The organism is Chryseobacterium amylolyticum, assembly GCF_051011775.1.
GTDB lineage: Bacteria > Bacteroidota > Bacteroidia > Flavobacteriales > Weeksellaceae > Chryseobacterium.
The window spans coordinates 83,631-104,160 of sequence record NZ_JBPCHX010000004.1; the positions used below are offsets into that span (position 1 = coordinate 83,631).

The window sequence follows — 20,530 nt, forward strand, 5'->3', positions numbered from 1 at the left end:
ATTAAAGTGTTCCTGTAGATTTCAAAAGGTTATAATACTGATACAGAACATTGATTTCTGCATTGGCATAATCAAGCTCTGACTGTAGTTTCTGGTTCTGGGCATCAATCATTTCTGCCTGTACAGCCAGCTGATTCAGGTATTTGGCTTCTGTAATCTTATAGTTTTCTTCTGCCAGTCTTTTAGCATCATTCAGGATATCGGCCTGCTGAATTGCTTCCTGATATTTGGTATAAGCTGCATTCACTCCCATATCCACATTCTGCTGTACCAGAGTCATTGCATCATTCGCCTGGTTCTTTTGCAGCTCACCTAATTTTACTTTTTCTTTCGTTTTATACAGCGCATCTATATTGTAGCTTAAAGAAACTCCTGTCTGCCAGCCTCCTGAATACATATCCAGAACAGGATTTCTTGTAGTGATCGGTCTTTGCAGTGTATATCCTCCGAATCCGGCAACGGTAGGCATATTATCCGTTTTAATAATCTCTATATTCTTATCTGCTACCGAAATATTTTTTTGAGCAGATTTCAGCAAAGGGTTGCTTTCATGCGCAAGGCTCATATAATAATCCATGCCTATTCCGGATTCTTTGTTCTCTAAGTTTTCTGTGGGAACAATTTCAGTGTCTGAAGGCAGTCCCAGAGCAATGTTTAAATTATAATTAAGGATTTTTTTATTGTTAGAAAGGGTCAGAATCCCCTGATCCAGATTTTTGATGGCCAGTTCTCCACGGATCACTTCATTTCTGGTCACCATTCCCTGCTGATAAAATTTCTGGATATTTTTAAGACGTTCCTGAGCCAGTTTTTTATTATTCTGAAACACTTCTTCCTGGTTCTGTATTTTATAGACATCTAGATAATTGGAAATCACCAGAAATTTAACATCCTGCTTGTTTTTTTCAAGATCAAGCTCGGAAAGCTGCTCACGGAGTCCCGCCAGTTCAATAGACTTATTCACCAACCCTCCTTTGAAAATCAGTTGTGTTGCCTGAACCGCATAAGAACTTCCGTAATGCGGCATCGGAATATTTGTAGCATTCGAAAAGTCTTTATCAATGGCTACTGCATCCCCTAAGTAGAACTGGCTTGTAGAAGCTGTAATTGATGGCAGTTTCTGAAGTTTTGCAACATGGGTATTCTGTTTTGCGATATCAATATTCTGAGCGGAAACTTTGAGCTGCTGATGATTCTGAACAGCGAGTTCCGCCACCTCATCTGCGGTCATCTGCCTGATCTGTTGTGAAAAAAACAGCGCAGGAAAAGCTGCTATCAAAAGTGATAGTGCTGTTTTTATTTTCTTTGTCATTTTACCTTGTTTTACAGATGCAAAGTTAGGTCAACAACAAAATCAATCAAATGTTTGATTTTTGGAAAAAGATGTTCAAATGTAAGATTTTAATTTTCGAACTGATGTCTGTATTGTGTAGGACTTACTTCCAGATGTTTCTTGAAAAAGTGAGAAAATGAGTATTGATCACTGAAGCCAAGGATAGATGAAATCTCCGACACCGGTTTGTTGGAAGAGTTTAAGAGAACTTTAGCTTCATTAATGACAATTAAAGCAATGATCTGACTTGCAGATTTACCTGTGATGGTCTTTACAACAGAAGAAAGATGTCTGGTTGTAATTGACTGCCTTTCGGCATAAAACTCAACGGTTCTTTCTGTAAGATGATGTTCAGCAAGATCGGTAAGAAATACAAATACAATTTCTTCCTGCCTGGACATCTGATTCATAGAACTGTTGTCTTCTTTTGAGATGATTCCCGCCATCTGATAACAGAAAACAGAGAAAAGATGTTCCACCATTTCTTTCTTATAGAGCATATCGGTATCAGAATCCAGGATATACTTCAGGAAGTTAACACTTTTCCAGACTACTTCCATTTCATCTTCAGGAAAAGGCACCCCTTTATTCATCTGCTGTCTGAAATACCGATAGGTAATCAGACGGTTAAACTTTAATGATAATGCTGAAATAAATTCCCTTTTATAGGAGACCATCCTTGACTGAAAGTCACCCGTCACTCCCACCACTTCATAGATGGTTTGGGGGTCGGTTACCATAAACATATTGGCAGAAACTTCCAGATCACTGAAATGCTGGCGGAGTTTTATGGTTCCGGATTTAATAAAGATAAAAGCAGGATTATCGGGACGAAAAGGCTTACCAACGGCTATTCGCTCGAAAATATTGCGTTCCGTAAAAATATCAACTCCGAACTTTTCTAAGGCAGACATAGGGCAAATGTAAGCAATCTTACCAGTGATTACAAAATTTTATTATTTTAGCATCAATCCAATTTTCTGTCAGTATGAGAAAGGTTGATCTATTATTTGCCGAATACAGTAAAAGCCATAGAAATCCTACCAACAAGTTCATTCACTGGATTTGTGTACCTCTGATTTTCTGGACGATTCTGGGGTTTGCCTCCCTGATTCCCGCACCTCATTTCTGTGCTTCCTATTTCGGATGCGTCAGTATTGTAAGCCTTATAGTGATTCTTCTGATTACTTTATTTTATATCAGGCTTTCTTTTAAGATCGCGGTAGTAATGCTTGCTGTAATGCTTGTTATGGAGCATTTCATTTATCTTACCAACATAAGTTTTGGAAAGCAATCCTGGGTAGTTTATCTGTCCGTATTCATCATTACCTGGATTTTTCAATGGATAGGCCACAAAATTGAAGGGCAAAAAACTTCTTTTCTCAAAGACCTTCAGTTTCTTCTGATAGGACCGATCTGGCTTTTAGGGTTTATTTTCAAAAAGGCAGGAATCAGATATTAATCTTCCAGGGCATAAACCGCAAAACTGGCCAGCCAATGGTCTCCCCCGTAATTCCCCTGGAAAAGCAGCGGCAAACCGTTAGCCAGGAATACATCTGCCTTCTTCCTGAAGCTTTTCTTCAGCGGATGATTGGCCGGAAGGGCTTTTGAAATCCCTTTCATACACCATGCTTTGGAAAAAGACAATCCCACCAGGTGAACCGTTTGGTAATCACTCAGGTCACTTACCACCGGAATTTTTTCAATATTCTCCAGACTTCTTTTTTCATAGAAAGCATTCAGCCACTGTACAAATTCCTTTTGAGGAAGTACTCTGCGCATCAGGTCTGCAATCTCAAGACTTGGAGAAAAGAAATCTGAGCCGTCCGGCTCCAGATAAGCGGGTGTTTTCTGATCTTTTAAGAAAAAGTATTTCGCTTTTTCCATCAGCTGATTTTCGAATTCTTTATCTTTATTGGCTCTTGCCCAATCTATAGCAAAAGCCATAGCAAATGCGGTATTCGGATGGACTCCGGTTCTGTTGGGATAAGTTTGTTTTGGAAGGTATGTTTTCCACGATTTGAGAATCTGATCTGTTAATGGTTTCAGATTCCTGTGCCATGTTTTAGCTTTCGGATGATCCCAGTTGGTGAGTTCTTCATCCAGTTTTAATATCCACGCCCAGCCGTAAGTTCTCTCGAAGGTCCCTGTCAGCTGAAATTTTGTAAAATAATCTGCTTCCGTCTGCAGCTTATCTTTCTGAAATGATTCATCCAGAATTTTTTCAATATCCTTAGCACTGGAGAGATTAGGTTTTGTTTTCAAAAGTCTTGCCAGCATCCAATGTCCGTGAACGGAGCTATGCCAGTCGAAACATCCATAAAAACTGGGATGGAGATCTTTAGGTGTCAAAGGAACTTCGCCCGCATTATTGATTATATGTGCCGTTTTATTAGGATATTCCTGATTGATGCAGTGAAGAGGTTTATCGGAAAGCTTCATTGCCATTTCGTCTGTAAGTTTCGGAACTTCCTGGGCATACATCAGAAATGGAGAAAACACAAATGCTAAAAGACTTTTTTTCATGAATTAAAAATAGAAATAATTTACAGTTTCAGCAATTTTTCCAATCGGTTTTAAAAGTTTTTTGTTCTGAATGTATGTCCAATTTGCAGTATAACTATTTTTAAGCACAATTTTTGATGATATCATCAGAAACTAAGCTATGAAAAACATTATTCTTTTTTTATCCACCCTTCTCCTGATCAGTTGCAGTAAATCCGGCAATGATAAATTTGAAGCGAAAGCTGACCTGATGGAAGTTATTCCTGAAGAGAAAGTTACAGCATTATCTTCTCCGGCTCCTGTTATTTCTGAGAAAACCGACAAAAATGAATCCAGCACAGAAAGCTATACCCGCAAAAAAGCCGATACTATTTCCAAAAAAATTATTAAAAACGGAGATATGAAGATTCAGGTGGGTGATATTAAAAAAGCGCAAAATCAGGTCAATGAAATTATCAGGAAAAACAATGCCTATATCCAGAAAGAAGAATACCAGAATACGGATATGGATGATAACCTTACACTGATTATCCGTGTACCTCACAAAAATTTTGATGCTCTTATCAATTCATTTTCAGATGGTATTGGATCTGTTCTGTCTAAAAATGTTTCATCTGATGATGTGACCGAGGAATATACCGATGTTGCCCTAAAGCTGACCAACAAAAAGATATATCTTGAAAAATACCGGGATATGCTTAAAAAGGCTTCCACAACGAAAGATATGCTGGAAATCCAGGAAAAGATCCGGGAACTGGAAGATGAAATTGACATTGCTGAAGGCAGACTTCGTTTTATTGATGACAGAGTAAATTACAGTACCCTGAATTTAAACCTATATAAAGAAAAAGTGAGAAGCTCAGCCACCTCTAAAATTGGCTTCGGAAGCCGGTTTATTGATTCTCTGACTGAAGGCTGGAACAGTTTTGTAAGCTTCCTGCTGGGAATGGTTTCACTGTGGCCGTTCTTTCTGATCATTCCTGTCATAGTTTTCTTTTGGAGGAAATGGAAGGAAAATAAAAAACAGAAAAGTTCATAAACTAAGAATCCGGGCATCTCCGATGCCCGGATTCTTACTGCATAATCAACAATTTACCTATTAAAATAGTCCTTTACTGTTTCCAGTACTTTCTCATCTGCCATTTTCTGTGAAGTTCCTAACGTAATTTTTAAATCTCTGAACTGTGCTGTATCATGCAGAAAATGTTTCAGTTCTTCCTGCATTACTCCGGGACCTGTAATATAGAGTTCCTGGGAATTGGTCAGCAGATGTTCAATTTCTTTAAAAAACTTGTTTCTGTTGGTGATTTCAGCATTATTTCCTGCATTTTCACTGGAATTACCATGCTGAATCTCCGCTTTTACAGGCTTACAAAGGGTAAATTCAGAAGTATTCTGTCCATCGTGATTTCTGGCTACAATGGCTTTCTCTGTATCAATCCAGATACCTGCTAATTTTTTATCAGACATAATCATATAATTTTAAGTGATGCCAGATAAAAAAACAAGAATAATGCAACAGCCGTGTTAAGGGCTGTTAAATGTTAATATCATATTATTTCCCCAGCACAAATACTGCAGGGATTTTATGAAGTTCCGGCTTTTGCTTCTGCCAGTCTTTTATTGATTTTGTTTTAATAAATTCATGTTCCGGGTCATTAATATTGGCAGCAATACACAGTTTGGTATTCGGTGACAAAAATTTACATAAATCTTCAAAAAGCTGGTTGTTCCGGTAAGGCGTTTCCATGAAAATCTGAGAATATCCTGTTTTCTGTACAAGACCTTCAAGATTCAGGATCTGTTTCTTTTTTTCTCCTTTATCAATAGGAAGATAGCCATGGAAAGTGAATTCCTGCCCGTTGAATCCACTGGAAATCAGAGCCAGAATAATAGATGACGGCCCCGAAACAGGAACTACCCTGATATTTTTCTCATGACACCATTTAACGATCAGGTTTCCGGGATCAGCGATACAAGGTAACCCTGCTTCTGATAACAATCCGAAGTCCTGCCCTTTCAGCATCAGTTCCTGAGCTTCTTTAATATCTGCATTTTCCGTGTATTTATCTAACAGAAATAACTTCAGATCGGCCTGCTTTTTTTCAGGAGCAAAAAATTTAACAACCTTTCTCGCCGTCTTTTCATTTTCCACGAAGAAATAATCCGTTTGCATGATATAATCCTTCAAAACAGGTGAAAAGTGGTTGATAGAAGTATTTTCTGATAAGTAAGCAGGGAGTAAGAAAAGCATTGTATTATTTTTTAGTTCTTTCGTTTAATGAGGGTTGTGGGAAATATTTTGTAAGATCCATGGAAAAGGTAACAGAGGTAATTTTCCAGGTTCCGTTGATCTTCATCAGTGTCCAGATCTCTTTTCCCCAGTTTTCCATTTTACCGTCATACCAGAAACTGTAGTCAAAATTGGCAGAAGCAATTGATCCGTCTTCTATGATCTTAATATTGTCAAATTTTTCTTCAGATTTATCATCTTTAAAGCTTTTGATAAAAGCCTTATAATCATCGGCAAAGTAGTAATCCGCTTTAGGGTTTTTCTCAAGACGTTTTGTCTGGGTCCTGTCTTTGTAGATTCCGGTCCAGAGTACGGGTTCCTGAAACAAAGAAAGATATTTGGCTTCATCACGGGACTTAATGCATCCCATAAAGTCATCCATTACCTTACGGATCTCTGTTTCATCTTTAGTTTGGGCAAAACAGAAATTAAAGCTTACTAAAAGCAGCAGCAATAATTTTTTCATGGTTAATATTTTAGTATTTGGTTCTTAATGGCATCACATCCCTGATCCAGAAGCTGGAAAACATTTTCGAAATCTTTCATATCTCCCCAATACGGATCAGGAACCTCAGCATTTTCATGATCTCCCAGTACTTCTAAAAACAACGCTACTTTCTTTCGCTCTTCTTCGTTTTTGGTTTTAGAAACCACGTCTTCGAACACATCAATATCCATGCAGTAGATTTTATCAAATGTTTCAAAATCTCTTCGGGTAATGGGTCTTGATTTCTGTTTTGAGATATCAATATTATGGTTTGCAGCAGTTTTAACAGCTCTTTTATCCGGATGCTCTCCTTCGTGCAATGAAATGGTTCCGGCTGAGTCAATCACAAAGCTTTCCGGCACTTTTGTTTTCATGATTCCTTCTGCCAGAGGACTTCTGCATATATTTCCCAGACAAACCATTAATATTTTCATAGGTCAGTATTTATAAAAAGACTTTTAACGACAAAACTAAATAAAAAATGAAGAATACAACGATCCTTCATTTTAATTATTTTTAAGCTCAGCTATTTACTGTTTGATTCTTTCAGTAAGATCTTTTACGTATTTCTTGATTTCTTTATCAATTTTCGATACGTCTTTGATGGTATCACAAGCATACATTACTGTTGAGTGGTCTTTTCCTCCCATTTCCTCACCGATTTTAGTAAATGTGGAATTGGTGAATTCTTTTGAGAAATACATGGCAAGCTGTCTTGGCAATGCGATCTCTCTTTTTCTTGTTTTTGAAAGCAGCTGCTCTTTTTTGATTCCGAAATAATCACAAACCACTTCCTGGATATAAGGAATATTGATGACTTTTTTCTGGTTGGCAGCAATTCTGTTAATGGTTTCTTTCAGCAATTCAAGACTCAGGTCTCTCTTATATACTGTAGAATAAGCGATCACTGAGTTAATTACCCCTATCAGCTCTCTTACATTGGTTTTGGCTTCAGCAGCAAGGAAGTCAAGCATATCTCCCGGAAGAACAATTCCGTCTCTGCTTAGTTTATCTTCAATAATCTGCCTTCTTGTAGAAAGATCCGGAGATTTGATTTCTGCAGAAAGTCCCCATTTGAAACGGGAAACAATTCTGTCCTGAATATCCATGATGTCTGCAGGCGCCTTATCTGAAGTAAGGATAATCTGTTTTCCGTTCTGATGCAGGTGATCAAAAATATGGAAGAAGCTGTCCTGCGTAGCTGATTTTCCTGATAGGAACTGGATATCATCAATAATCAGTACATCTACCATCTGGTAGAAATTCGCAAACTCAGTCTGCTTGTGTGCTTTGGCAGCAGAGATAAACTGCTGGATAAACTTTTCAGATGATAAATAAAGTACTACTTTATCAGGGAACTGATTTTTTACTTCAAGGCCAACAGCCTGTCCCAGGTGGGTTTTTCCAACTCCGTAACCTCCATATAGGAATAATGGGTTGAAAGCGGTTGCTCCAGGTCTTTTTGCAATGGATCTGGCAACAGTCGCTGCAAATTTATTGCTTTCTCCTTCTACATAACTATCAAAAGAGTAGTCAGGTTTCAGGTTAGAATCTATGTTTACTTTTCTTATTCCAGGAACCACAAATGGGTTTACAATATTGGCAGAGAATCCCTGCGGCATTGTTTCCTGTGTTTTCGGAGTAGGAACGCTCTGTCCTTTGATGTTCATGGTAACCGGCTTTTCTTCGCCTTTGGGTCTGTTTTCCATTACAGAATACCATAATTTCACTCCTTTTCCAATATTTTTCTTCAGGGCAGCAGAAAGTAAGGACAGGTAATTATCCTCTATATATTCCTTGTAAAAATCGCTCGGTACGATCAACGTAAGGTTATTGGCCACCAATGAAAGCGGCTGAACCTTATCGAATAGCATATCGAAAGATTTTTCAAGTTTTTTAAGGTCAGAATTGTCTTCAGCAGCGTTCAGGTTATCGCGCATAAACTGAAGGCATTTCTGCCAAATCATCATTAAATTGTCATCCATTTTTTAAGCCCCGATTATTCTTTGTTTGTACTGTGTTTAGAAGGAAGACAAAGGTCTAATTTTTTCTTTTCAAAAAAAAATATTGCAGGTATTGATTATTTAAAAATATATTTGTATGTATAATTTAACACCTAAAATGATACACACAACACACTCAATACGAGTACGTTACGCAGAGACAGACCCGATGAAATACGTATACTACGGAAACTATGCAACGTACTTCGAAGTGGCGAGAGTTGAGCTCTTCAGAAGCATAGGAATCTCATACGATGAAATTGAAAACCAAGGAATTTGGCTTCCCGTTTCGGACTACAAAATTAAGTATATCCGACCTGCTTTGTATGATCAGAAATTAGAAATTCATACCTATGTCAAAAAAATTCCGGGAGTAAGAATTGAATTTGAATATGAAATTTACAATGAAGAGCATATTAAAATAACAGAAGCATCCACTACCCTTTTCTTTCTTGATGCCAAAACCAATAAGGTGATTAAGTGTCCGGAATTTCTGATGGAGCTCATTGAGAAAAACTGGAAAGAAAGGTAACAGGGGTTTTGAGCTTGAGATTGACAGGGTTTGAGGATTTGAGAGTTTAAGGATAATGTCCTGAATTTAACGTTATGGATAACCCGCAACAAAGACAACCCGCACCCCCCACCCCGTACGCAACTCGCAACAAAAGAAGCCCGTAACACCCACTCTATTTATGAATTAATTCGCACCTTTGTACCTTTATTTTAATTATCCCTTATATTATATACTATGAAGATTGCTTTTTTGGGACCCCATGCCAGTTTTACGCAGCTTGCCGCTGCACAGCTTTTTCCTGATGATGAATTATTGCCACAAGCCAGCATTCTGGATTGTTTCAATGCTGTTGAAAACGGAGAAGCAGTAAAGGCGGTTGTGCCATTGGAAAACTCTATTGAAGGAACCGTTTCTATGACGCTGGATTATTTATACAAGACCCCGTCTATTAAAATCGAAGCAGAAGCAGTAATGCCGATTGCCCATCATCTGATGATTCATCCGGAAAATTCCATTGAGGATATTGAAAGAATATATTCACACCCACAGGCCCTCGCGCAGAGCTTTCATTTTCTGGATACCCATTATAAGGAAATTCCCAAGCAGGACTTTTCCTCTACTGCTGCTGCAGCCAAGTTTGTTTCCGAAACCCCGGATACTCCTATTGCCGCAGTAGCCAATCAGTTTGCAGCCAATTTGTACGGTTTGAAAATTGTGAACCGTAATATTCAGGATTTTGAGCAGAACCATACCCGCTTTATCATTATTTCCAAAGAACAGAACAAATATCAGAATGATCAGCTGGAAACCTTGGGTGAAAAATCAGGAATGCTCATTACACTTCCGGAAGATCATCCCGGCGGGCTTCATCAGGTTTTATCCGTGTTTGCGTGGAGGAAGATGAACCTGAGCAAAATTGAATCCAGAACACTAAAAACCGGATTGGGAAATTATTTCTTTTTTATCAATGTTGAAGGCCCATGGCAAGAAGTCTTACACGGGAATGCGCTAAAAGAACTTGAATCAATTAATGCCAACGTTGATTTTCTTGGAAATTATAAGGAATTTCTCCTGGAAAGCTAAGAAAAAAACAATAAATAGGTTTAAAAAACACTGTCATTAAGGCAGTGTTTTTTTATTATCTGCTATTAAAAACACGAGAAATTAAAAAAATATTACCATAAATCACCCTACCGACCACTTGTTCTGGATCACGAAAAAATAACCCACACATTGGGGAGAATTATTTTTCGCTAAAACACTCATAAACAGGAGATTAATTTAAAAAGAAATATAATAAGTCGTAATTAAATTATGTAGTAATTTTAACTAAAAAATAAACATATGTTTAAATATATTGTATTGTTTTAATGTTAAAATTATAAATTTCACAATGCTGGGTATAATTTTTATTGTATATTTGCTTAGCAACTAATTAAAAATCTTGATCATGAAAACTAAACTTTACAGCTTAATGTTAGCATGCGCAACTTTACCTTTATTTTCCCAAGTAGGTATCAATACAGCAACCCCTTCTGCAACTTTAGATGTTAACGGAACCCTGAAAGTTCGTGATACCCCCGCTGCTACATCATTACCCGGATATCAGGTTTTAGCAATCAATCAGGGAAGTACTCAGGTTTATACTGTGGATCCGTCGCTATTAATAGCGGCATCAGGAACCAATACTTCCGTATATGCAGCGAAAAAAACAACAGGAATAAGCCTTCTGAGCATAGGAGCCTTTCCGGCAGCATTTCAGCCCGTAAACTTTGTAGCAGCCGACAGGAATATTGGAAGCGCAGCTTTATTTACAGACTCTGATGGTGCATATAACATTCCAACGACGGGAGTGTATGCGGTAGGATACGCATTCAGATATGGAACAGGATTGCAGGCTTCATTGTTATCAGGGACTCCGGGAATCGGAATCGCGAGAACCAGAGCAGGTGTTTCTACGATAATAGATAGCCGTCCTTTCAGTGGCGTTAACCTTGCCCTGGCAGTTAACCTAACACTTTCTGATTCCAGCATCAACTCTTTGTATTCATTCCAGGCTGGTGACAAAGTATCTTTCGGACTTACAGACGCTGGGGTATTCACTGTAGGATTGTTAGGTTCAAGTATTACATCATTCTATATTTACAAAGTATCAAACTAGTAAAAACATATTGTTAGTTATCTATACCATTTAACCCATCGCTGCACCGTGATGGGTTAATTTTTTGAATAACATATCAGACATTTCCTTTATATTTGATAAAACTAATGAAATGAGTGAGTTTGTTGTGGTTATAATTCTTATCATTATCTTCATCATTTTCAATAATCTGAATACCAAAATCAGGAAATTGGAAAAGGAGATCTCAGATCTTAATTATAAAATCGGCAAGGGAACTGCCAGTCCTGAAGTTACACAAAAGAAAACTCCATCTGAAGAAACGGTCATTTCGCCAATACCACCTCAACAGGTTGATCATGAAGGCGCAAAACATATAGAAGAGCCTCCAACGCCTCCCGGAAAAGACTGGCTGGCTCCCGTTTTTGATTTCCTGAAACAGAATGCACTTACTGTTATTGGTATTTTCACCCTTGTTTTGGGAATTGGTTATTTTGTAAAGTATGCGATCGATAAAAACTGGATCGGTGAAGCTGCAAGAGCTGGTATAGGTTTTTGTACCGGAGCAGGCATCATCATGACCGGACATTTCCTTCGAAAAAATTACAAAGCTTTTTCCTCTATTATTACAGGAGGCGGAATTGCCGTTTTATATTTCACAGCCACTATTGCCTTCCGGGAATATCATCTCTTTACCCAAAACACAGCTTTTGCCATAACTATCCTGATTACAGCTGCCTCTATCATTTTATCATATTATTATAAAAGCGAGGTGCTGATTATTTTCTCTCTGATAGGAGGTTTTGCGGCTCCTTTAATGATCAGTACGGGACAAAGCAATTACCTGTTCCTCTTTATTTATCTCACGCTACTAAATACCGGAATGCTGGTAGCCTCTTTCCTCCAGCATTGGAAAAGTGTGGGCTGGACAGCTTATATTTTCACAACCGGTTATCTTTTCTCCTGGACCCATGAAAGTCCGGAGCTTTTAAGCATTACTTTTTATCTGATCAGTTATGTGGTATTCTATATTTTCGCACTGCATGATTACTTCAGAAAAAATATCCTTTCAACCTCTGATATTGCCATTCTTGCTCTTGCTAATTTTTCAAGTGTTCTTGGGCTGATCTATATTTTTAAGACCCTTGGATATGAAACTCCCATTATTTTCCCGCTTATTTTTGCTGCAGCCAATTCCATCCTGCTGTTCAGAGAATATGCACAGAAGAATTTCGGAATTGCCTATTCCGTATTTGCAGGACTGGTGACAAGCCTTATAACGATTGCCGTTGCAATTCAGTTTAAAACCCACCTCATCACCAGTATCTGGGCAATAGAAAGTACCCTGCTTCTTTTCATCTGGAAAAAAACCGGCCATAAGATTTTCAAGACCTTCTTTTATATTCTGTTTCCATTAGTAATGATTGCCCAGATGATAACTTGGACCGAATATTTTGGAACAAAAGATTTTAACATCATATTCAATCCTCCGTTTATTACCAGCTCGTTTACTATAATTTCCATAATGATCAATTTGTATTTATTAAGGGATGAAACAAAAGAGCCGGAGGAAAAAGACAATAACTTTTTTGAAGATCTCATCACTGTAATCAGCTATGGTGCTATTTATATTACCTTCCTGCTTGAGATTACCTATCATATTTCGGAAATGCATTGGTCAGCAGTTACCACTGCAGGGCTGTTATTCAGTATCTGTTATGTTTTTATATTACTGCTTTTCAGAAAACCGTTGGGTATCAGAAATGACATTCAGAATATGCTGATCTACCTGCTTCTTTTACTTGCAGTTCTCACTATTTCCGTATCCACTCCGGCAGTAGTTACAGTTATTTTATCAAAAAAACTGTATTCCGGATTTTATTTGCTGCATCTGCTGCAATGGATACCTTTTATATATGTTTACAGCAAAATCATTCCTTCTTCGGAGTTTCACAAACGTCAGATTTCTTACTGGATACTTTCTTTGGCTCTTATCGTACTGGTAAGCTGCGAACTGCATCATTCCTATGTTTTGTTGATTTCAAATGACATCACTAAATCTTATGAAGCGAATAAGCATTTCAATATTCTTTATCTTCCTGTCATATGGACAATCCTTGCCAGTATTTTTATTTATACCGGTTTAAAAAGGAATATCCGGGAGTATAACAAAATTGGTTTTGCGCTGGTAGGCCTGATGGTATTGAAGCTGTACGGCTATGATGTCTGGCAAATGGATAATATTTCAAGAATCAGCGCCTTTATTGCTCTTGGAGTCATTTTATTGATAAGCTCTTTTGCTTTCCAGCGCCTGAAAAATATCATCAGAAATATGGTAGATAAGAAAGACAGCAATGATGAAAACGAAGAAGCTGCCGACTAAGAATCAGGATAAAAGTTTTTATTTCTAAATAAAATGTAAAACAATATAAGATTTCATTCAGATTTTATAAAAAATAACTATATTTATCACGTTTTTAACAGTTACATATTCTGATTATGAAAAAAATACTCTATTCTTTTTTAATACTATCCTCTGTTACTTTATTGGCACAGCAAAAAAATCCTGCTGTAAAGTTTGCAGTGGCTGACAATGCTATCGGAACAGTAGAATTATTCAACACAAGAAAGAACCTGCTGCAGGTTTCAAAAGTATACAATACCCCGGCAAGCCTTCCACAAAGTTTAAAAAAATACAGCTCTGTTTTTACCAAAGGGATCACTGAGTATAAGTTCAAGAACGGAGAGAATCCATTGGATAAAATGGCATTATCTGAAATCAATGTACAATACAACATCCCGGCGGATAATCCCGTGTTTATTGAAGGTTATGAATTTACAGACACCGGCACACTAATCTATCCGCAAATCAGGAAAAAAACGGAGGTAAAAGATTATAATGGTAAAAAAACATTATTCATTTATACAACTGAATAATTCAATATTAAATAAGAAGGATGCTGTTTTAGAGCATCCTTTTTTATTAGTATTTATTGTTCCATTTTTTCCTGAGCTCTTCGTAGATTTTCTTTTCTGTAGAATTATTCCCGGGCTCATATAATTTTATATTTCTGATTTCTTCAGGAAGAAAGTCCTGTTCTACAAAATTCCCCTCATAAGAATGGGCATATTTATAGTCTTTTCCGTAATCAAGATCCTTCATCAGTTTCGTAGGAGCATTTCTCAGATGAAGCGGCACGGGCAGATTTCCTGTCTGTTTCACCAGAGCCAGCGCTTCATTAATCGCCATATAAGCAGAATTACTTTTAGGGGAAACCGCCAGATATATAGCTGTTTCACTTAGTATAATCCTCGCCTCCGGGTTTCCGATCACATTAATTGCCTGAAAACAGTTGTTGGCGACCACCAATGCATTCGGATTAGCTAATCCAACATCTTCAGCCGCAAGTATAAGCATTCTCCGGGCTATAAACTTGATATCTTCTCCCCCGGCAATCATCCTTGCCAGCCAGTAAACCGCACCATTGGGATCTCCTCCACGCATGGATTTGATGAAGGCCGAAATAATATCATAATGCTGCTCACCGTTTTTATCATAGAGTGCCATGGTCTCCTGAAGAACTTCAAGAACATCTGAATTAAGGATTTCTTTTGTGTCAGAGTTTTTATATTGATTAAGAACCAATTCCACGGAATTGATCAGCTTCCTGGCATCTCCTCCCGAATACTGAATGAATGCTTCTTTTTCCAGGATTTTAAAACCGGTACCTTCATCTTTGTTGTACCTTTCCGAAGCAATATCAATGAGTTCTTCCAGTTTTTCATAGCTCAAAGCTTTTAAAATGTAAACCTGACTTCTTGAAAGCAGCGCTGAAACAACTTCGAAGCTCGGATTTTCCGTAGTTGCACCGATCAGTACAATCCATCCCTTTTCTACCGCATGCAATAATGAGTCCTGCTGAGATTTATTGAACCTGTGAATTTCATCTATAAATAAGATCGGTGACTTTCCGGAGAACAGATTCTGCTTTTTGGCATCTTCAATCACCTCACGTACATCTTTCACTCCGGAGGAAACAGCAGAAAGCTTATAAAATTTCCTCCCCGACTGTTCTGAAATAATTTCAGCCAGCGTGGTTTTTCCGGTTCCCGGCGGCCCCCAGAATATCAGCGAGTTCAGGGTATTATTTTCGATCATTTTCCTGATGGTTCCTTTATCGCCGGTAAGGTGCTCCTGCCCCAATACATCGTTCAGGGTTTTGGGTCTTAATTTTTCAGCTAATGGGATATTTTGATTCAAAGTAATTCTATTTTTTAAGATCAATGTCCCGGATTTCCGATCTCCGAAACTTATAACAAAATTAAACTAATTTTCATTTTTTTACCCTATTTTTGCATTGTTTTGAAACTTACATTCAATAAAATCATTACATTTCCACTGGTAATTTTGATCAAATTTTACCAATGGTTCATCTCGCCTTTACTTCCCAAAAACTGCCGTTACGAACCTACCTGCTCTCATTATATGATTGAGTCTCTTCAGGTACATGGTGTCTTTAAAGGTTTCTGGCTGGGATTTAAAAGGATTTTAAGATGCCATCCATGGGGAGGAAGCGGCTATGATCCTGTTCCCCCTAAACATAAATGTCAATAATCAAACTATTAAATCAATAGAAAAATGAATACTTTTTTTTTCAGAATTTACTTTGTGCTGTTTGCATTGATCACCCAATGCCTCTTTGCACAGGAATACCCTGGGGGTTTATCTGACGGAACTTTAGATATCAATGGAAACAACATTCCCGTAAAAATCTATTCCACCACGGAGATGGGAGACCTTACGGCTTTTCCTGACAGGGAATCGGATAAGAACCAGTCTTTTGTTGTCATCTTAAATGAATCAAATTTTGAGCCTGAATATTACAATTACGGCGCTTCAACTTTAGCCAAATATAAGGATTCAAAGTATCAGTTTTTCGATAAAAACTTTAAGCTTATTGATACTTCTGTTACCAGGGATAATATTTCAAAATTCAAATATGCTGTAAAATCAGTGAAACCTATTACTGATTCTGATAAGGTAGAGCTTAAAACTCCGTTTAAAATATGGGATCCTTCAAAAGGAATTCATATCGGATCCTTTACCCTTCACTTTTATAGTTTGATGTTTGTTTTTGCATTCGGATTCGGATATGTTTTAATGACAAGAATCTTTAAAATCGACAACGTTAACCAAAAATATCTTGAACCTCTTTTCACATGGACATTGATCGGGACTATTCTTGGAGCAAGATTAGGACACGTTATCTTTTATCAGCCGGAATTATTTAAAGAAGATTTCTGGAGTGTATTTTTACCGATAAGTACAAAAAACGGTTTAAAATTCACAGGATTTTCAGGTCTGGCAAGTCACGGTGCTACAATCGCTTTGATTTTTACAACATTATATTATTCATTTAAAGTCATCAGAAAAAATCCGTTCTGGGTATATGACAGATTAGGTATTGTAGTGGCTTTGGGAGGTGCATTTGTAAGAATGGGGAACTTTTTCAATTCTGAAATCGTAGGTAAGCCAGCTGATCCCAACTCTCCGTTCGCTTTACTTTTCCCACAACAAAGCAGTGAATATGGTCTTACCGTTCCGCGTTATCCAAGTCAGTTATTTGAAGCAGTAGGGTATATTCTTCTTTTCATTTTATTATGGATATTGTACAGAAAAACGGATAAAAAATATCAGCAGGGCTGGTTATTCGGTTTGTTTTTCATCATTCTTTGGGCGATCAGATTCTTTGTGGAATTTCTTAAAGAGCCACAGGGAGATGAATTCATCCAGATTGGCAGTCTGAATACAGGCCAGGTCCTTTCCATACCTTTTATGATTGCAGGAGTTGTGATTATGCTTGTTTCCAAGAAGTTTACAATCACACCGGAAGAAAACGCAAAACCGGAATAGGTTCATCAGATTAAAAAGTAAACCAGCTGAAAAGCAAAAAGGCAAATTTGTAAAATACAGATTTGCCTTTTTATTTATCTTATTTTGCTGTTTACTTTTTCTTCCCGTGTCTTATAAATTTCTTGCTGCTTTCCTGTTCAGCTCTTCAAAAACACTTCCCAATGCATCAATAACATCAGTGGGAAGCATAGATTCTTTTGAATGCTTTTCTGAAGCAATCTCCGCAGCCCTGCCATGCAGCCAGACACCCAGAATACAGGTGTGTTCTTCAGAATATTTCTGGGCTGAAAGTGAAGTCAGGATTCCGGTAAGAATATCTCCGCTTCCTCCTTTGGCAAGCCCCGCATTCCCGGTAATATTGTAAAAAACATTTCCCTGTGGAGTAATAACCTGGGTATGGTGATCTTTTAACACAATATAAATATCCAGTTCTTTTGCTTTTTCTCTTGCAAGCTCAAGCCTTTTGAAAGAATCTGCAGTACTTCCGAAAAGCCTTTCAAACTCTTTGGGATGGGGTGTAATGATTGATCTTTTAGGAATTAATTTCAGATTTCCCGAATCTTTTGAAATGATATTCAAAGCATCTGCATCCAGGATTAATGGCCGTTTACAGCTTTTCAAAAAGCTCAGAAAACCTTTTTCTGTTTCCTGATGAGTTCCCAACCCGGGACCTACACCACAGACAAAATCATCTTCAATCTCAAAATTAAATATAAACTTCTCACCTCCTTGTAAAAACATTGCTTCAGGACATGAAGTCTGCAAAATCTCATATCCGCATTCCGGTGCCAGAGCAAAGGTTAATCCCGCTCCGGTTTTCAAGGCTGATTTTACGGCCAGCACTGCGGCACCTATTTTTCCGTAACTTCCTGCTGCGATAACTGCCTTGCCATAGCTTCCTTTGTGGGAAAAATCCTGTCTCGGAACAAATATTGGTTCTATCAGCTGATCATCAATTACAGAATATACAGCATCAGTGGTGTCTGCGTAAGTTTTACTTAAATCAATATCCAGCACTTCTACTTTTCCGGTATATTTTCCGGTTTCAGGATGCAAAAAAGTGCGTTTCCAGCATTGAAAAGTCAGCGTATAATCAGCTTTCATAATGACAGGATTATTGTCAAACATTCTATCTGCAGACAGCCCGGAAGGAATATCAATGGATATTTTAATATTCTTTTTGGTATTCAGCTGCTCAACAAGCGTTTTGTATTCTCCTTCCAGCGGTCTTGATAATCCTGTCCCGAAAAGGGCATCTACAATAATCGTTTTATCATCAAAGCTATAGTGTTCATCTGGATCAAATTTCCTGACTGAAATTCCTGACAAATCACGGAGCCTTTTAAGATTAACAGAAGCATCTTCAGAAAATTTTCTTTTGGAATCGCTAACGAATACATCTATATCAAAACCTTTCAGATAGAGTATCCTTGCGACAGCCAACCCATCCCCTCCGTTATTTCCGTTACCACAAAATACGGCCAGTTTTTTATGGTTTTTACAATGTTCAGAAATCCAGTGAGCCACAGCCATTGAAGCTCTTTCCATCAGCTGGATGGAAGAAACCGGCTCATGGGAAATGGTAAACTGATCCCAGCTGCGTATCTGTTCTGCGGTAAAAATTTTCATAGACAAATCAAACTTTTAAGCAAATTACAAAAGATTTTCCATTATGATATCACGGTTATTAATAAAAATAAGGAGCCTTCATTAATGAATTAAAGTATCTGTATAAAGCTAAAATATTCATTAAAATGAAATGGCATGAAATCATCATAAAATTCAATATTTTGGGAATAAAAAACTATAAAATGTAGTGTTTTTTACATTTTTTAATCATATTTTTGTGTATATACTAATTAAAAAAATATAAATTATGGGATTTGTAAAAGAATTTAAAGAGTTTGCCTTTAAGGGTAATGTTCTCGATCTTGCTGTCGGTGTGATCATTGGGGCAGCATTTGGTAAAATTGTTTCGTCTTTGGTAGAAGATGTAATCACTCCTCTGATATTAAACCCGGCATTAAAAGCGGCCGGCGCAGAAAACATTGCAAAGCTTACATGGAATGGGGTTGCTTATGGGAATTTCCTTTCAGCAGTAATCAGTTTCCTTTGTATTGCCATGGTTCTTTTCTGGATTATCAAACTGGCTAATAAAGTCAACAAAAAAGAAGCTCCGGCTCCGGCAGGACCTACGGAAGATCAAAAATTGCTGACGGAAATCAGAGATTTATTGAAAAGCAGAAATATCTAGTCTATAACAGCAGTTTTAAAATAAAAAAAGCACCCCGGTTAGTAAACCGGGGTGCTTTTTTTATCATCTATTTCAAATTATTGAATCTGTAAGATACTTGAAATCTGCTCTGCCAGGGAAAGCCCTATTCTATCCTGTGCTTCAAGAGTAGAAGCTCCGGTGTGAGGAGTAAGCGAAATCTTCGGGTGAGTAAGAATTTCTTTGGAAGGTGTTGGTTCATTAATGAAAACATCTAACCCGGCAAATCTTACTTTACCTGAATCCAAAGCCTGAATCAAAGCCGCTTCATCGATAACTCCCCCTCTGGAACAGTTCACGACAGCCACTCCGTCTTTCATGATCTCAAACTCATTCTGGCCAATCATATAACCATCCTTCTGTGCAGGAACGTGTAAAGTAATGAAGTCAGAATGCTTCAAAACATCCTGTAAAGGTTCTGTTTCTATATCAACATTGATAAACTGATTGTTGTAAAACTTCACTTTGATACTTGCCCTACCTACATTGTTATCAGCAGCAACCACTCTCATCCCAAGCCCTAAAGCAATTCTTGCCACTTCCTGGCCGATTCTTCCCATCCCTACAATACCGATGGTTTTTCCTCTCAGTTCGATTCCCGGAGCATATGCTTTTTTAAGAGCAGCAAATTCAGTATCTCCTACTACAGGCATTTTTCTGTTGGAATCCTGAAGGAATCTCACTCCGGAAAACAAATGAGCGAAAACAAGCTCAGCCACAGATTCCGAAGAAGCAGAAGGTGTATTGATCACATGAATTCCTTTTTCCCTTGCGTAATCTACATCGATATTATCCATACCTACCCCACCTCTTCCAATAATGTCGATGGACGGGCATCCGTCAATAATATCTTTTCTTACCTGTGTAGCACTTCTTACCAGCAGGGTGCGGATTTTGTGCTCATTAATATAATCTACCAAAAACTCCTGCGGAACTTTTGTAGTGATAACCTCAAAGCCTTTTTCTGTCAATGCATCTATTCCTGATTGATCAAGGCCGTCGTTTGCTAAAACTTTCATAAAATATCAAGTATATTAAAAAATGAAAGATTTAAAAATTAAAGGAACTGGTTCCCATGTAATTTTTAAAT

21 protein-coding genes are annotated in these 20,530 nt (G+C 37.7%); 10 read left to right on the forward strand and 11 right to left on the reverse strand.

The window, feature by feature from the left end; genetic code table 11:
• Position 1: 1 nt before the first annotated feature.
• Both ACR1PO_RS12310 and ACR1PO_RS12315 read right to left on the reverse strand, forming a co-directional pair.
• Positions 2–1,312, reverse strand: coding sequence for a TolC family protein (locus ACR1PO_RS12310; protein ID WP_433986945.1), 1,311 nt, complete (start codon positions 1,310–1,312; stop codon positions 2–4).
• Positions 1,313–1,401: 89 nt separating this feature from the next.
• The gene (locus ACR1PO_RS12315; protein ID WP_002980460.1) at positions 1,402–2,247 is read right to left on the reverse strand and encodes a helix-turn-helix domain-containing protein; all 846 of its coding nucleotides are present in this window, start codon (positions 2,245–2,247) and stop codon (positions 1,402–1,404) included.
• 74 nt (positions 2,248–2,321) lie between these two features.
• Between ACR1PO_RS12315 and ACR1PO_RS12320 the strand changes: the two genes are divergently transcribed.
• Complete coding sequence (locus tag ACR1PO_RS12320; RefSeq protein WP_433986946.1) at positions 2,322–2,795, forward strand: Mpo1 family 2-hydroxy fatty acid dioxygenase; 474 nt, start codon at positions 2,322–2,324, stop codon at positions 2,793–2,795.
• Here the strand turns inward: ACR1PO_RS12320 and ACR1PO_RS12325 are convergent.
• Positions 2,792–3,859 carry a DUF2891 domain-containing protein gene (locus ACR1PO_RS12325; RefSeq protein ID WP_433986947.1) on the reverse strand — a complete coding sequence of 356 codons (1,068 nt, stop codon included), beginning with the start codon at positions 3,857–3,859 and terminating at the stop codon, positions 2,792–2,794. The two genes, ACR1PO_RS12320 and ACR1PO_RS12325, sit on opposite strands and share 4 nt — an antisense overlap.
• A 139-nt stretch (positions 3,860–3,998) precedes the next feature.
• Between ACR1PO_RS12325 and ACR1PO_RS12330 the strand changes: the two genes are divergently transcribed.
• Entirely contained in the window at positions 3,999–4,877 is an 879-nt protein-coding gene (locus tag ACR1PO_RS12330) for a DUF4349 domain-containing protein (RefSeq protein ID WP_433986948.1), read from the forward strand.
• Positions 4,878–4,930: 53 nt separating this feature from the next.
• On the opposite strand, the gene ACR1PO_RS12335 is transcribed toward ACR1PO_RS12330, so the two are convergent.
• The 5 genes from ACR1PO_RS12335 to dnaA all read right to left on the reverse strand — a co-directional run bounded on the left by ACR1PO_RS12335 (position 4,931) and on the right by dnaA (position 8,603).
• Positions 4,931–5,308, reverse strand: a complete 378-nt coding sequence (locus tag ACR1PO_RS12335) for a hypothetical protein (RefSeq protein ID WP_433986949.1) — start codon at positions 5,306–5,308, stop codon at positions 4,931–4,933.
• 85 nt (positions 5,309–5,393) lie between these two features.
• Entirely contained in the window at positions 5,394–6,092 is a 699-nt protein-coding gene (locus ACR1PO_RS12340; RefSeq protein ID WP_433986950.1) for an SAM-dependent methyltransferase, read from the reverse strand.
• A 4-nt stretch (positions 6,093–6,096) separates the two neighbouring features.
• Complete coding sequence (locus ACR1PO_RS12345) at positions 6,097–6,597, reverse strand: Cif family virulence factor (protein WP_433986951.1); 501 nt, start codon at positions 6,595–6,597, stop codon at positions 6,097–6,099.
• A gap of 2 nt (positions 6,598–6,599) precedes the next feature.
• Positions 6,600–7,052, reverse strand: a complete 453-nt coding sequence (locus tag ACR1PO_RS12350; RefSeq protein WP_332388473.1) for a low molecular weight protein-tyrosine-phosphatase — start codon at positions 7,050–7,052, stop codon at positions 6,600–6,602.
• A 96-nt stretch (positions 7,053–7,148) separates the two neighbouring features.
• Complete coding sequence (gene dnaA / locus ACR1PO_RS12355; protein ID WP_002980474.1) at positions 7,149–8,603, reverse strand: chromosomal replication initiator protein DnaA; 1,455 nt, start codon at positions 8,601–8,603, stop codon at positions 7,149–7,151.
• A 136-nt stretch (positions 8,604–8,739) separates the two neighbouring features.
• Here dnaA and ACR1PO_RS12360 point away from each other — a divergent pair, with 136 nt between their 5' ends.
• The 5 genes from ACR1PO_RS12360 (at position 8,740) to ACR1PO_RS12380 (ending at position 14,191) form a co-directional block, all read left to right on the forward strand.
• Positions 8,740–9,153 carry an acyl-CoA thioesterase gene (locus ACR1PO_RS12360; RefSeq protein WP_332388522.1) on the forward strand — a complete coding sequence of 138 codons (414 nt, stop codon included), beginning with the start codon at positions 8,740–8,742 and terminating at the stop codon, positions 9,151–9,153.
• 216 nt (positions 9,154–9,369) lie between these two features.
• Positions 9,370–10,218 (forward strand): prephenate dehydratase, encoded by an 849-nt coding sequence (pheA, locus tag ACR1PO_RS12365; RefSeq protein WP_332388474.1) that lies wholly within the window; start codon positions 9,370–9,372, stop codon positions 10,216–10,218.
• Between the two features lie 367 nt (positions 10,219–10,585).
• A complete protein-coding gene (locus ACR1PO_RS12370; RefSeq protein ID WP_332388475.1) occupies positions 10,586–11,296 on the forward strand; it encodes a hypothetical protein in 711 nt (236 codons plus the stop codon).
• 112 nt (positions 11,297–11,408) lie between these two features.
• Complete coding sequence (locus ACR1PO_RS12375) at positions 11,409–13,637, forward strand: DUF2339 domain-containing protein (RefSeq protein WP_433986952.1); 2,229 nt, start codon at positions 11,409–11,411, stop codon at positions 13,635–13,637.
• Positions 13,638–13,753: 116 nt separating this feature from the next.
• Positions 13,754–14,191, forward strand: coding sequence for a hypothetical protein (locus ACR1PO_RS12380; RefSeq protein ID WP_433986953.1), 438 nt, complete (start codon positions 13,754–13,756; stop codon positions 14,189–14,191).
• Between the two features lie 46 nt (positions 14,192–14,237).
• Here the strand turns inward: ACR1PO_RS12380 and ACR1PO_RS12385 are convergent, their stop codons facing one another.
• On the reverse strand, positions 14,238–15,515 hold the full coding sequence (locus tag ACR1PO_RS12385; RefSeq protein WP_332388479.1) for a replication-associated recombination protein A: 1,278 nt from the start codon (positions 15,513–15,515) through the stop codon (positions 14,238–14,240).
• Positions 15,516–15,617: 102 nt separating this feature from the next.
• Here ACR1PO_RS12385 and yidD point away from each other — a divergent pair, with 102 nt between their 5' ends.
• Together yidD and lgt are read left to right on the forward strand one after the other, a co-directional pair.
• Complete coding sequence (yidD, locus tag ACR1PO_RS12390) at positions 15,618–15,869, forward strand: membrane protein insertion efficiency factor YidD (protein ID WP_034695943.1); 252 nt, start codon at positions 15,618–15,620, stop codon at positions 15,867–15,869.
• 450 nt (positions 15,870–16,319) lie between these two features.
• On the forward strand, positions 16,320–17,168 hold the full coding sequence (lgt, locus tag ACR1PO_RS12395; protein ID WP_433987172.1) for a prolipoprotein diacylglyceryl transferase: 849 nt from the start codon (positions 16,320–16,322) through the stop codon (positions 17,166–17,168).
• Between the two features lie 111 nt (positions 17,169–17,279).
• On the opposite strand, the gene ACR1PO_RS12400 is transcribed toward lgt, so the two are convergent.
• Positions 17,280–18,797 carry an NAD(P)H-hydrate dehydratase gene (locus ACR1PO_RS12400; protein ID WP_433986954.1) on the reverse strand — a complete coding sequence of 506 codons (1,518 nt, stop codon included), beginning with the start codon at positions 18,795–18,797 and terminating at the stop codon, positions 17,280–17,282.
• A gap of 247 nt (positions 18,798–19,044) precedes the next feature.
• Between ACR1PO_RS12400 and mscL the strand changes: the two genes are divergently transcribed.
• Entirely contained in the window at positions 19,045–19,422 is a 378-nt protein-coding gene (gene mscL, locus ACR1PO_RS12405; protein ID WP_142725646.1) for a large conductance mechanosensitive channel protein MscL, read from the forward strand.
• A gap of 77 nt (positions 19,423–19,499) precedes the next feature.
• Here the strand turns inward: mscL and ACR1PO_RS12410 are convergent, their stop codons facing one another.
• Positions 19,500–20,459 (reverse strand): D-2-hydroxyacid dehydrogenase, encoded by a 960-nt coding sequence (locus ACR1PO_RS12410; protein WP_433986955.1) that lies wholly within the window; start codon positions 20,457–20,459, stop codon positions 19,500–19,502.
• Positions 20,460–20,530: the final 71 nt, after the last annotated feature.